This window comes from Polaromonas sp. P3_A5 (assembly GCF_056403055.1).
In genome coordinates, this window is record NZ_JBFUGF010000001.1 from 604,555 (window position 1) to 617,887 (window position 13,333).

Annotated in this window: 10 protein-coding genes and 1 other RNA gene; 6 read left to right on the forward strand and 5 right to left on the reverse strand. The window is 64.2% G+C overall.

Annotated features, from left to right (window positions below; genetic code table 11):
• Positions 1-20: 20 nt before the first annotated feature.
• Positions 21-641 carry a flavin reductase family protein gene (locus tag AC1DU8_RS02915; RefSeq protein WP_457281119.1) on the reverse strand — a complete coding sequence of 207 codons (621 nt, stop codon included), beginning with the start codon at positions 639-641 and terminating at the stop codon, positions 21-23.
• On the reverse strand, positions 641-2,311 hold the full coding sequence (locus tag AC1DU8_RS02920; RefSeq protein WP_457281118.1) for an NAD(P)/FAD-dependent oxidoreductase: 1,671 nt from the start codon (positions 2,309-2,311) through the stop codon (positions 641-643). The genes AC1DU8_RS02915 and AC1DU8_RS02920 overlap by 1 nt, the downstream gene beginning before the upstream one ends.
• A gap of 63 nt (positions 2,312-2,374) precedes the next feature.
• On the opposite strand from AC1DU8_RS02920, the gene rnpB reads away from it, so the two are divergent.
• An RNA gene (rnpB, locus tag AC1DU8_RS02925) (RNase P RNA component class A) lies at positions 2,375-2,715 on the forward strand.
• 71 nt (positions 2,716-2,786) lie between these two features.
• Here rnpB and AC1DU8_RS02930 read toward each other — a convergent pair.
• Complete coding sequence (locus tag AC1DU8_RS02930) at positions 2,787-3,665, reverse strand: basic amino acid ABC transporter substrate-binding protein (RefSeq protein ID WP_477666617.1); 879 nt, start codon at positions 3,663-3,665, stop codon at positions 2,787-2,789.
• Between the two features lie 268 nt (positions 3,666-3,933).
• The gene (locus AC1DU8_RS02935; RefSeq protein WP_477666618.1) at positions 3,934-5,580 is read right to left on the reverse strand and encodes an MBL fold metallo-hydrolase; all 1,647 of its coding nucleotides are present in this window, start codon (positions 5,578-5,580) and stop codon (positions 3,934-3,936) included.
• A gap of 183 nt (positions 5,581-5,763) precedes the next feature.
• On the opposite strand from AC1DU8_RS02935, the gene dapF reads away from it, so the two are divergent.
• From dapF to AC1DU8_RS02950, 3 genes are all read left to right on the forward strand, one after another.
• Positions 5,764-6,651, forward strand: a complete 888-nt coding sequence (dapF, locus tag AC1DU8_RS02940; RefSeq protein WP_477666619.1) for a diaminopimelate epimerase — start codon at positions 5,764-5,766, stop codon at positions 6,649-6,651.
• Between the two features lie 81 nt (positions 6,652-6,732).
• Positions 6,733-7,428, forward strand: coding sequence for a DUF484 family protein (locus tag AC1DU8_RS02945; protein ID WP_457281114.1), 696 nt, complete (start codon positions 6,733-6,735; stop codon positions 7,426-7,428).
• A gap of 24 nt (positions 7,429-7,452) precedes the next feature.
• Positions 7,453-8,508 carry a tyrosine recombinase XerC gene (locus tag AC1DU8_RS02950; RefSeq protein WP_477726427.1) on the forward strand — a complete coding sequence of 352 codons (1,056 nt, stop codon included), beginning with the start codon at positions 7,453-7,455 and terminating at the stop codon, positions 8,506-8,508.
• A gap of 26 nt (positions 8,509-8,534) precedes the next feature.
• Here AC1DU8_RS02950 and AC1DU8_RS02955 read toward each other — a convergent pair whose 3' ends face one another.
• Positions 8,535-10,310, reverse strand: coding sequence for a sensor domain-containing diguanylate cyclase (locus AC1DU8_RS02955; RefSeq protein WP_477726428.1), 1,776 nt, complete (start codon positions 10,308-10,310; stop codon positions 8,535-8,537).
• A 192-nt stretch (positions 10,311-10,502) separates the two neighbouring features.
• Between AC1DU8_RS02955 and AC1DU8_RS02960 the strand changes: the two genes are divergently transcribed.
• Positions 10,503-11,693, forward strand: coding sequence for a class I SAM-dependent rRNA methyltransferase (locus tag AC1DU8_RS02960; protein WP_457281111.1), 1,191 nt, complete (start codon positions 10,503-10,505; stop codon positions 11,691-11,693).
• A 267-nt stretch (positions 11,694-11,960) separates the two neighbouring features.
• The gene (locus AC1DU8_RS02965; protein WP_477726429.1) at positions 11,961-13,037 is read left to right on the forward strand and encodes a CobW family GTP-binding protein; all 1,077 of its coding nucleotides are present in this window, start codon (positions 11,961-11,963) and stop codon (positions 13,035-13,037) included.
• Positions 13,038-13,333 lie beyond the last annotated feature (296 nt).

Sequence of the window (13,333 nt, forward strand, 5' to 3'; positions counted from 1 at the left end):
TGGCGGGGTGTTCAGAAAGCTCAGCGGGGCCTGAACATGCGAAAGAGGTTGTCGGGGGTGACGGCGAAATAATCAGCCGGGCCGCCGCCGCGAAGAATGGGCTCGGCAGCCGCCGTGTCGTAAATGCCGTCTTTGAGCAGATGCCTTGCAATGTACACGCCGACGACCTCGCCCAGGACCAGCCAGGTGGGCACCGGCACGCCGTCGGCGCCCTGCAGCTGCAGGATTTGCGTCAGCCGGCATTCAAACGATACCGGGCTTTCCTGCACGCGCGGCACGGCAATGCGTTGCGAGGCCACGGGCGTGAGGCCCGCGAGTTCGAACTCGTTGACCTCGGGCGGCACCATCGCGCAGGAACGGTTCATGGCCTCGGCCAGCGGCCGCGTCGCCAGGTTCCAGCCGAACTCGCCGGTTTCGCGGATGTTGTGCAGGCTGTCCTTGGCGCCAATGCTGGCGAAGCCGATGATGGGAGGCGTGTAGTTGAAGGCGTTGAAAAAGCTGTAGGGTGCCAGGTTGAGCTGCCCCCTGGCGTCCTGCGACGAAATCCAGCCAATGGGGCGTGGCCCCACCATGGCGTTGAAGGGATCGTGCGGCAGGCCGTGGCCTTTCGAGGGCTCGTAGTAGTGAAAGTCCTGGCCCATCACGCGGCCATCCGCTGTTGTTCGGCGTCCTGCAGCACGCTGCGCGCCAGGGCTTCCGCAACCTTGATGCCATCCACGCCGGCCGACAAGATGCCGCCGGCGTAGCTGGCGCCTTCGCCGGCCGGGTAGAGGCCGCGCACGTTGACGCTTTGCAGGTCTTCTCCGCGGCTGATGCGGATCGGCGAGGAAGTGCGCGTTTCCACCCCGGTCAGCACCGCGTCATGGGTGTCAAAGCCCTTGATCTTTTTGCCGAACACGGGAAAGGCCTCGCGCATGGCCTCGATCGCGTACGCAGGCAGGGCAGACGACAGGTCGCCGATGGTCACGCCCGGCTTGTAGGATGGGGTGATGCTGCCCAGCGCGGTCGAGGGGCGGCCCGCCACGAAGTCACCCACCAGCTGCGCCGGCGCCTGGTAATTGCTGCCGCCCAATACAAACGCGTGCGATTCGAGCTGGCGCTGCAGCGCGATGCCGGCCAGCGCGTCGCCCGCCTCGAAGCCGGGGTAGTCGCGCGGGTCTATGCCCACCACGATGCCGGCATTGGCATTGCGCTCATTGCGCGAATACTGGCTCATGCCGTTGGTCACCACGCGGCCGGGCTCGGAGGTGGCGGCCACCACCGTGCCGCCCGGGCACATGCAAAAACTGTAGACCGAGCGGCCGTTGCTGGCGTGGTGCACCAGCTTGTATTCGGCCGCGCCCAGCGACGGATGGCCGGCATGGCGGCCCCAGCGCGCGCGGTCGATGATGCCCTGCGGGTGCTCGACCCGAAAGCCGATGGAAAAGGGTTTTGCCTCGATGTACACACCGCGCGCATACAGCATGGCGAAGGTGTCGCGCGAGCTGTGGCCCAGCGCCATCACCACCTGGTCGGCACGCATCTCGTGGCTTTGGCCCGTGGCCTGGTCCAGTACCGTGAGGCCGCGCAGCTGTTTGCCTTGCGGGCCGTCCTCGATCAGCACGTCGGTCACGCGCTGCTCGAAGCGGATCTCGCCGCCCAGGGCGACGATCTGCGCGCGCATGTTTTCGACCACCTTCACCAGCTTGAAGGTGCCGATGTGCGGGTGCGCCTCGAACAGGATGTCGGCGGGCGCGCCGGCCTTCACGAACTCGTTCATCACCTTGCGGCCCAGGTGACGCGGGTCCTTGATCTGGCTGTAGAGCTTGCCGTCGGAAAAGGTGCCGGCGCCGCCTTCGCCGAACTGCACGTTCGATTCCGGGTTGAGCACGTTCTTGCGCCACAGGCCCCAGGTGTCCCGGGTGCGCTGGCGCACCGTCTTGCCGCGTTCCAGCACGATGGGCTTGAAGCCCATCTGCGCCAGCAGCAGGGCTGCGAACATACCGCAGGGGCCGAAGCCGACGACGACCGGTCGCAACGGCAAGCCGGCGGGCGCCTGGCCCACCGTGCGGTAGGCCATGTCCGGTGTGGGAAAGATGTGCGGGTTGCCGGAAAATTTCGCCAGCAGTGCGCCTTCCTGGGCCGCATCGGCGAGCGTGACGTCGACGATGTAGACCTTGAGCAGGTCTGCCTTGCGGGCATCAAAGCTGCGTTTGTGGATGTGGACGTTCTGCAGGGCGGCTGCGGCGACGCCCAGTGTCTGGGCCACCAGGGAGGGCAGGGCATCCTCCGCGTGGTCCAGCGGAAGTTTGAGTTCGGTCAGGCGAATCATGAGAGGGGCTCGTGTTGATCAAGCAACCTGCATTTTAAAGGACTGGCGGATAATGGGCCCCGTGAAGCACGCCAGACCGCCGCTGGTGCAATCTGGGAAACCAGGCACTGGAGGAACGTCCGGACTGCACAGGACAGCGTAGGAGGTAATACCTCTCCACCGTGAGGTGAGGATCAGAGCAACAGAGACGAGTCGGCCTTGGGGCAACCCCGGGCCGGGTGAAACGGGCAATCTCTACGCGCAGCAATACCAAGTAGGCCAACGTTGATGTGGTTCCGCAGAGTTGGCGGGTAGGTAGCATTGAGCCGTGGGGGCGACCCCCGGCCCAGATTAATGGCGGTCACGCCGGACTTTCTCCAAGGGGGTCCGGTGCACAGAATCCGGCTTATCGGCGGGCTTCACACTAATAAAAAAGCCCCGTTCAGCAATGAACGGGGCTTTGTCTTTGGGCCTTGCCGGCCCTGCCTGCAGCGTCTTATTTGGCGGGAGAGGCGGCGGCAGCTGGTGCCGGTGCGGTGGCGGCTGGCGCTTTACCGAAGTACTGCGCGAAAATCTTGTCGTAGGTGCCGTCGGCCTTGATGTCGGCCAGGCCCTTGTTCAGTTTTGCGAGCAGCTCGGCGTTGCCCTTTTTCACGGCCAGGCCGTATTGCTCGGGTGCAAAGCTGGCGTCGGCGATGGTCTTGAACTTCGAGCCGGTGTTGTTGTTGACGTAGTGCTCCACCACGCCGTTGTCGGCGACCACGGCGTCCACGCCGCCGGCTTCCAGCTCTTTCAGTGCCAGTGGCGTCGCTTCAAAGCGCTTGATGTTGGCGCTGTCCTTGCCCTGCAGCTTGGTGATGACTTCGTCACCCGTGGTGCCGTTCTGCACGCCGACCTTGAGTTTCTTGAGGTCGTTGAACTTGGCGATCTTCGAATCCTTCTTCACGGCGATCAGTTGCTGCGCGTCAAAGTAAGGCGACGAAAAATCCATGGTCTGCTTGCGCTCGGCCGTGATCGTGATGGCCGAGACCAGCAGGTCGCGGTCGCCCTGGTTCAGGGAGTTAAAGATGCCTTCCCATGGCGTATTCAGGAACTTGACTTCGATGCCGGCCTTCTGTGCCACGGCCTTGACGACTTCGATGTCGAAACCGACGATCTCGCCTTTGTCGTTCTGGGACTCAAAAGGTACATACGCGGCATCCGTGCCGACGACGTACACCTTGGCCGCAGGTGCGGGTGCCGAGGCGGCGGGAGCGGGTGTGCTGGCTGCGGGTGCCGGCGGCTCGGTCTTGCTGCAAGCGGCCAGAACGATACCGGCGACCAGGGTGCCGGCGGTTTGCAGGAAACGTCGCGTTGAGATGGAGTAGGAAGACATGAAGTCCCTCAAAAAAGGTTGAAATGATGGTGATGCCCGTCAAGCCATGCGGTCAGGCACGGCTTCCGGCATACGAACAAAAAGTATAAACCGCAGCCCTGGGGTCAAACAGCCCCTTTCAGTAGCCTTGGTGACTGTTCAAGGCCTTAACGCCGGTATATACCCTTACGTACGGTCCAAGGTTTAGCAACTTTCACGCCACAGTAGTGCGGGTACTCGGTGGTGGCTTGCAAATCAATAGCGATGCCTGGCGCGTGTGCAGAAATCGTTAATGGACAAGGCCCAGCTCACGCACGCGGTCCACGTGCGCCAGCAGCGAGCGTTTGGCCACCGGCCAGATACGCGGGTCCACGTCGTCGTAGGCGCCCGCGACCCAGTCGTCGATCGTGCCTTCCGGGTGGGCCTGCATCACGCGCATGATCTTGGCTTCGCGCTGCAGGCGATGCGCCTTGAGCCGGGCGATCGCATTCTTTGCGTCCGCCAGCACGTAGCCATGCGCCGGGGCGATGAAGCCGATCTGGTGTTCGTCGCAGGCCGCGCTCAGCGCGTCCAGGGAATCCAGGTAGGCACTCATGTCGCCATCGGGCGGGTCAATGACCGTGGTGCTGCCGTTGAGGATGTGGTCGCCGCTGAACAGCAGGCCGTCTTCCACCAGCACCAGGCACACATGGTTGGCGGCATGGCCGGGTGTGTGCAGCACCTTCAGGGTATGGGTAATTTCGCCTTCCGGCCCTTTGCTGGTGAGCGCAAGCAGCTCCTGATTTGATAGCGATCGATCCGGCGAGAAGGCGCTGGCGGCGCGCGCCGTGGGTGCCGAAGGCAGGCCCAGAATCGGCGGCGCAACGCTGCACATGGCCTGCAGCGGTTTGGCGCCGGGTGAATGGTCGGGATGCGAGTGGGTGCACACAATCATGCGGATGTCGCCGCCGGCCGCCCGCCAGAGGCGCTGCAGGTGGTCGTGATCGGCCGGGCCGGGGTCGATGGCGATGTAGCCGCTGCCCGGGTCGCCGACCAGGTAGCTGTTGGTGCCCGGCCCGGTCATCACGCCGGGGTTGGGCGCCGTCAGGCGCATCACGTTGTTGAGCAGCGCCACGGGCTGTGATGTCTGCCAGTCGAGCGCGTGCACGATCTGCCCGTCCGGGCAGGTCAGCGCCAGCTCGCCGTAGGGCGCTTCGTGTTCCATATAGCGCGCTTCCTTGCCGGCCAGCAGCCCGGCGCGCGGGCAGGAGGTCCAGAGCGGGACTTCGGACGCGCAGGCCGCCAGCACCGAGGCCACGTCGGGGTAGTGCTGCAGTCTTTCCAGTGTGCGTATCGTGGGGAAGATGATGAAGAAACCCCCTGCCGCGTGCCGCGCCAGCGCCTCGGCCGGCCGCACCCAGACCGGCTCAAACTGCTCGGCCTCGTCGGCCACCGGGTTTTGCCCTTCGGGCATGCGGGCAACAAGAAAAGGCACGTCAAAGCGGCGCGGCAGGTCGCGGTCGGTGATCCAGTGCGCCAGCACAAACACCTGGTCACCGGCCAGCGTCAAGCCGCGCTCCCGGCATTGCACGGCGAAGGACGCCTTGCGGTCCAGTGCTGCGATGTCGGCGGTCGTGGCATAACTGCCGTCGACGTGGCGCGCCAGCAGCACGCCGAGTTCCTCAAAACTTTCGCGGATAGCCGCGATGGCCTGTGTCAGGTGCAGGTCGCTTTGCGTGGCCCGCCGCGTAGACTGTGCATGCGCCGCGGCATCCGCCGCGTCGATGCCGCCGCCGGGAAAGACATAAGCCCCCGGGGCGAAGCTGGCGCTCGTGGAGCGCCGTGTCATCAGGACTTCGACGCCGTGCGGGGTGTCGCGCAGCAACAGCACGGTGGCCGCCGGGCGTACAGGCGCGGGTTCGCGCGAAGGATGGAGCAATTGGGAAGGACGTGGCATCCGCAAATTATGGCTTCGGGGCTGCGCGGGCGTTGCCGGCGGGTTTGGGCGTATTTTTCTGCCCTGCAAAACCGTGGCAAACCATGCGTATCGCCCTGAATTCCTTCAAAACCACGGCCGGTGGGTGCGAAATGGCCGATTCACCTCTTTAAGTGCCGCCTTCGCACCGCAGATAATTCCCCCATGCGAATCCGATTCACCAAAATGCAGGGCGCGGGCAATGACTTTGTCATGCTCGACGAAACCCGCGCCCCGCTGGGCCTCTCCACCGCGCAATACCGCTTCCTGGCCGATCGCCACTTCGGCGTGGGCGCCGACCAGATTCTCTCGGTGCGGCCGCCGCCTGCGGATGCGGGGGAGGGCATCGACTTCGAGTACGTGATCCACAACGCCGACGGCGGCGAGGTTGAGCAGTGCGGCAACGGCGCGCGCTGCTTTGTGCGCTTTGTACGCGAGCAGGGGCTGACGACAAAGGACGTTGTGAGGGTCAAGACCCTCGGCGGGATCATCGAGCCGCGCCTGCAGGCTGACGGGCGTGTCACGGTCGACATGGGCGCCCCGGTGTTTGACCCGGTACGGATTCCTTTTGATGCTTCGGGCCTTACGCCTGTGACCCAAGGCTCATGGCAAAAATGGCCGCTAGCCCTTGATGGGTCAGCGCAAGCAGCTCCTCTTTTGATAGCGGCCTTGTCGATGGGCAACCCGCACGCGGTGCAACTGGTGGATGACGTCGACGCTGCGCCGGTGCTGCAAACCGGCCCGCTGATTGAAAACCACGTGCGTTTTCCGCGCCGTGTGAACGCCGGCTTCATGCAGGTGGTTTCGCGCAGCCAGATTCGCCTGCGGGTCTACGAACGCGGCGCGGGCGAGACGCTGGCCTGCGGCACAGGCGCCTGCGCGGCGGTGGTGGCGGGCATACGCTGGGGCCTGCTGGATGCGCGGGTGGACGTGATGACGCGGGGCGGCCAGCTCACCATTGAGTGGCCCGGCGGACTCGACGCGCCTGTCATGATGACCGGGCCGGCTACTACGGTGTTTGAGTCCGAGATCAATATCCCCGATGGGATCTGAAAACTGCCTTTCGACGAAAGCGGATGTAACGCGGGCGCAGTATGCCTTTGCGCCTGCTGCAAAACTGAGGACAATGCCCGGATGAATCCAACTGAACACCCCATCACCGAAGACGACATCGCCAACTTCCTGGCCAACACGCCCGACTTCTTCGAGCGCCACGCCGAACTGCTGGCTTCGGTGCAACTGTCCAGCGGACACGGCAACCGTGCCGTCAGCCTGCAGGAACGCCAGGCCTTGATGCTGCGCGAAAAGATCAAGGGCCTGGAAACGCGGATGGTCGACATGATCCGTCACGGGCAGGACAACGTGGCGATTGCCGACAAGATGCAGCGCTGGACACGCAAGCTGCTGCAGGCGACGCAGGCGCGCGACTTGCCGGGCGCCATTGTCGAAGGCATCACCGGCGAATTCCTGATCCCGCAGGCTGCCATCAAGGTCTGGGACGTGAACGGGATTTTTTCGGATGAAAGCTTTGCGACCGATGTGAGCGAGGACGCCAAAACCTTTGCATCGTCATTGAGCGCACCCTACTGCGGCGTCAATTCGGGCTTCGAAGCGGTCAACTGGCTGCCCGAGCCCGCGGTGGCATTGTCGATCGCGTTGATACCGCTGCGCGCTGCGGCGGGGGCGGAAGTCTCGGGCCTGCTCGTGCTGGCCTCACCCGACCCGGAACGTTTTCACAGCGGCATGGGCACGGATTTCCTGGAGCGCCTGGGCGAACTGGCCGGCGCGGCGCTGACGCGGCTGCGGCCCCAGCCGGTCACTGCCGAATAGGCACCGGGGCCATCCACCACGGCCATGATGCAAACGCCGCCTTCAGCCTCTGAATCCGGCGGCGGGCAGCTGGCGTTGCCGCCTTCCGATCCGCTGGTCGAGCGTTACCTGGAGCATGTGCGGGTGGAAAAGCGCCTGGCCCAGCGCACCGTGGAGCTCTACGCGCTCGACCTGCAAAAGCTCGAAGTCAATGCACACCAGGCCAGGGTGGCGCTGGTGGCAGTGCAAAACGTTCACATGCGGCGCTGGGTGGCGCAAATGCATGGCGCGGGGCGCAGCGGCCGCGGCATTGCACTGATCCTCTCAGGCTGGCGCGGCTTTTACACCTGGCTGGGCCGCGAAGGCCTGATCAGCGGCAACCCTGTGCAGGACGTGCGGGCGCCCAAAGCCCCCAAGCCCTTGCCCAAAGCCCTGAGTGTGGACGAAGCCGTGCAGCTGGCAGGCTACCAGGCCGATGCCGCCGATGGCGACCCGCAGCTGGAGCTGCGCGACCAATGCATCACCGAACTGCTGTACGGCTGCGGGCTGCGTATCGGCGAACTGGTGGGCCTGGATGTGAAGGCCAGTGCGCAGGCGCGCGGCTGGATCGACACGGATGCGGCCGAAGCTTATGTGCTGGGCAAGGGTTCCAAAAGGCGCAGCGTGCCGGTCGGCCGGGCTGCGCTGCAATCATTGCAGCAGTGGCTTGCCGCGCGGGCCAACTGGGCGCGTGAAGACCATGCGCTTTTTATCAACCAGCGTGGCACCCGCCTGACGCCGCAGCACATCCGGGTGCGGCTGAAGCAGCGCTCGCTGAAGGCGGGGCTGGCCACGCCGGTGCATCCGCACATGCTGCGCCACTCCTTTGCCAGCCATGTGCTGCAGTCCAGCGGTGATTTGCGTGCGGTTCAGGAGCTGCTGGGCCATGCCAACATCACGACCACGCAGGTCTATACCCGGCTGGATTTCCAGCACCTGGCCAAGGTGTATGACGCGGCGCACCCGCGGGCCCTGTCGAAAGCCGGAAAGGCCGGCGCGGGCGCGCCGGCATCACCAGGAAGCCTGGCGAAGCCCGACAAAGACGCTAAAGACAAAGCCTGAGCCTGGCACCAGCACTGGTGCCAGGCTCAGGCTGGACTGGGGCGGTCGCGCCTTGCCGGCCGTGCCGGTGGCATTTCCCCGAGCATGAACACCGCCCGCTTGCTGTCAGCCGGGGCGGCGGCCAGGCGCTCTTCAAGTTGGGTCAGCAGGCCCTGGGCGTTGGAGCCCTGGTAAGGCACCAGGGCGTACGCGACATGAACCTGTGCGACGCAGTCCACGTGCAGGCCCTTGTAGGGCATGAGGCAGCGCGCCACGATGCGCGGCCCGAGCGTGCCGGCGTCCTCGGCATTGAAGGGGCCTTCGACCAGCATGCCGAAGCGCCGCTCCGACAGCCGCGCAGCGCTGTCGATCTCGCGCGCGGTGGATAAAAGGCGTTCGGCCACGTGCAGCGGCAATTCTTCGGCGGCCTTGCGCCCGAAGTCGCGCTGGATCTGCTCGGAATTGACCAGGTCGATGATCATCACCGCGCTTTGGTGGCGCAGCCGTTCGGAACGCGCAATCATGCGGATCAGGCGCTCGGCAAACACGTGGCCGTTGATGAGACCCGTGGCCGGGTCCACCCGGTCCAGGCCCTGGATGCGGCGGATGTTTTCGCGCCGGTGCTGGCTGCGCAGCATCAATACCAGCATGGCGATGGGCAAATGCAGCGCCACGCCCAGCTGCATGCCGTGCTGCGTCAGGAAACCGATGGGCACCAGCTCGGCATTGCGGGCCATGGTCCATCCAGCGGCGGCCAGCACCGGCACATACGCCAGCATCAGCCAGGGCGCAAACCGGTCGCCGCGGCGCCAGGCCCAGCCCATGACCAGCACGCTGCTGAATTCCAGCAGCAGCACGATGGGGATGAACAGGCCCATGCGCGATGCAGATGGAACCAGCGCCAGCACCACAGCCGCCAGCACGCCCAGCGCGGCCTGGCCCGCCATCAGCCAATGCAGGCGCAATGAGCGTTCGGGCAGGGCCACCACCGCGGAAATGAACAACAGGGTGGCCGACACCGCCAGCATGGGCAGCACGGATGTCGAAATGTCGTTCCACCCCGGCCACGCCGGCCACAGGTGCAGCCCCGCGATGCCGGTGACGGTCGCCTGCGTCAGGCCCATCAGGGTCACGCAGAGGGCGTAGTAACCGTACGCGGTGTCGCGCAGTGAAATGGCGCCCAGCGCCGAGATCAGCGCCGCCAGCCCCGTCAGCCCGAAAAAGATGCCCAGGATCAGGGAAACACGCTGTTCTGAGTGGCTCAGGCGCCCCTCGCTGATGAACTGCAGTGGCGCGCTGAATGCGTGGCCGTTCTCCAGGCGCAAAAGGTAATGGGTGGGTACCTCGGCCGACAGCGCGATGGGCAGCAGGGGATGGCGGTGCGGCACTGGCCACTTGTCTACCGCCACCAGGTCGCCGGCGCGCTGCTCGTTCCACCGGCCGACACCGTCCGGGGTATACAGCGAAGCCCGGTCGATGGACGGGTAGGGAACCTCAAGGTACCAGCGCTCTGTGTCTGGCGCCGGCGGCACGTTAAAGCGCACCCACATGGCCTGGCCGCTGGTCACCGGGTAGATCGCATTGCCGTGTGTCGGCTTCCAGGGGATGTCGGGGGCGGCGGCAACCTGCTCGGGAGTGAACTGGCCGGTTGTGTCTATCCAGTAATCGCCCCAGTCCTGCAGTGCGACAGGTTCTGTCTGGGTGTCCAGGTCCAGTATGGTGCGCGACCGTGCATCCAGGCTGGTCAGCGCCAGCAGCGAGCCCATGAACAGGCTGATAACCAGCCCCAGCAACAGGGTGCGGACGGGGGCGGGCGTGCGCATGGCCGGGCTTGCCAGCGGCCCGTGTTTCTTCCATCGCCGCGAAAATGAGGTCAAAAACATTAACCTGCGATTGTCGCAAAACTTTCACGAAAATTACACCGAGCTGTCAAATCGCTGTCGGTCGGCTCATTTGCCCGGGTGGACGTCCGGTGCTCAGGAGGGGGCGATACCATCAGCCGCGACAATAGCGCCATGAAAATAATTCGACTGCGGGACGGCAAGGAGCGCTCATTGCTGCGGCGCCATCCCTGGATTTTTGACGGCGCCATCGCCAAAGGGGGCGGTGATGCGGGCGAGACTGTGCGGGTGGAAAGCCACGCCGGCGAATTTTTGGGCTGGGCAGCGTTCAGCCCGGCCTCCAGGATCCGGGCCCGGGTCTGGAGCTTTGACGAAGCCCAACGCATCGACGCTGCCTTCTTTTCAGCGCGCATCGCCCAGGCCCTGAAGGCACGGGAGCTGTTTGACATCCAGAGCGACGGGCGGCGGCTCATTCACGGCGAATCCGACGGCCTGCCAGGCCTGGTGGTGGATCGCTATGCGGACACGCTGGTGGCGCAGTTTTCCAGCTGCGGCGCAGAAAAATGGAAAAGTGTGATTGTCGAAGCCCTGCTTGCCCAAACCGGCCTGACGCGCCTTTATGAACGCTCCGACGCCAGCTCCCGTGCCCTGGAAGGTCTGCCGGAGGTCACCGGCTGGCTGGCCGGCTCGGGCGAAACCGGCATCACCATTACCGAACACGACTGGAAGCTCAGCCTGGACGTGGCCGAAGGCCATAAAACCGGCTTTTACCTGGACCAGCGCGACAGCCGGCAGAAGTTTGCCGCCTACACGCGCCGCCTGCGGTTCGGCCAGGTGCTCAACTGTTATTGCTATACCGGCGGCTTCACCGTGGCTGCGCTGGCCGGCGGCGCCGGGCACGTCACGTCGATCGATTCGTCCGGCCCGGCGATCGAACGGGCCCGGGCCAATGTGGCACTGAACGGCTTTGACGCCAGCCGCACCACCCTGCTGGATGCCGATGTCAACGCCTCGCTGCGCCAGTACCAGAAGGAAGGCCGGATGTTCGACGCCATCGTGCTGGACCCGCCCAAATTCGCGCCCACGGTGACGCATGCCGAGCGTGCCGCCCGTGCCTACAAGGACATCAACCGGTTGGCGTTGTCGATTCTGGCGCCCGGCGGCGTGCTGTTTACCTACTCGTGTTCGGGCGGGGTCAGCGCCGACCTGTTCCACAAGATCGTGGCTTCGGCCGGCATCGATGCGGGGGTGGACGCTTTCATCTCCGAGCGCATGGGTGGCGCACCCGACCATCCCATGACGGTCGCCTTCCCGGAAGGCGAGTACCTGAAGGGGCTCGTACTGGTGAAACGGGTGGGCGGCTGATTTTTATATAAATAGTGGCTGCAGGCTAATAAAGACGGGCGCAAGCAGCTATTAAAAATATAGCGGATACAGGACGGAAATTACCGGCCTGCGCTGTTTTTGGGGCCCCTGCGCTTGACACGACCTGTAAAGTAACTGCTGGCCAAGGTGGTATTCACGGGGGCTGCGTGGCGGGCTTGAACCCGCCGCTAAACTCCCCCACCTGTGTGGCTGCGACCTGCTTCGCCCTTCGCGCTACCCCTGCAATTCCTGTTTTTAGGTAACACCATGAGCTTGATCCCCGTCACCATCCTCACCGGCTTCCTGGGCTCCGGCAAAACCACGCTGCTCAAGCGCGTGCTGACCGAGGCGCACGGCCAGAAAATCGCTGTTATCGAGAACGAGTTCGGTGAAGAAAACATCGACAACGAAATCCTGGTAAATGACACCGAAGAAAACATCATCCAGATGAACAACGGCTGCATCTGCTGCTCGATCCGCGAAGACCTGCGCGAAACACTGCAGTTGCTTGCCGCCAAAAAGCGCAAGGGCCTGCTCGACTTTGAGCGCGTGGTCATTGAAACCACCGGGCTGGCCGACCCGGGGCCGGTGGCGCAGACGTTTTTCATGGACGAAGAAATTGCCGAGCAGTACCTGCTTGACTCGATCCTGACCCTGGTCGACGCCAAACACGCCGCGACCCAGCTCAACGACCGCCAGGAGGCGCGCCGCCAGGTCGGGTTTGCCGACCAGATATTCATCAGCAAAACGGACCTGGTGGCCAGGGACGAAGTTGACGCGCTGATGCACCGCCTGAAGCACATGAACCCGCGCGCGCCCCAGAAAGCGGTGCATTTCGGGGAAGTCGCCATCAAGGACGTGTTTGACCTGCGCGGCTTCAACCTCAATGCCAAGCTGGACATCGACCCCGACTTCCTCAAGGAAGACGACCATGCCGGGCATGACCACGATCATGACCATGAGCACGGGGAGCACTGTGATCACCCTTCACATGCGCACGACGCCAAGGACGGGCATGAGGGCCATGGCCACCATCACCACCACGACGATGACGTCAAGAGCTTTGTGTTCCGGTCGGACAAGGCTTTCAGCCCAGCCAAGCTGGAGGACTTCCTGGGTGCGGTCGTCAACATTTACGGCCCGCGCATGTTGCGCTACAAGGGCGTGCTGAATATGGAAGGCACCGACCGCAAGGTGATTTTCCAGGGGGTGCACCAGCTCATGGGCAGCGACCTGGGGCCCGCCTGGGCCGAGGGCGAGAAGAAAAACAGCAAGATGGTCTTCATCGGCATCGATTTGCCCAAAGATATTTTTCTGCAGGGCCTGGAGCAATGCCTGGTTTGAGGTAGGCTGTCCGCCTGTGGCCTGTAAAAGGCGGAGGGCTTCATGTTTGTCTCGATTCTCCAACGATTTGTTCCAAGGGTGCTACGGCAGGCTGCGCAGCCGCTACAATCGCGCGCCGACCAAAATACCCGGAAAATCAATTCGGGAGGCAAGCCAGGCACAAAATCGGCTACAAAGCGGATTGAAAGCCACCCAGGTGTGGTTTTCGAGGCTGGCAGGCGGCAGACAAACCAGGAAATCTGGCAACAGGTAGGGTTGAACTGCGCTGCAGCGGTTTGGCCAGGAAGCTGCCGCGG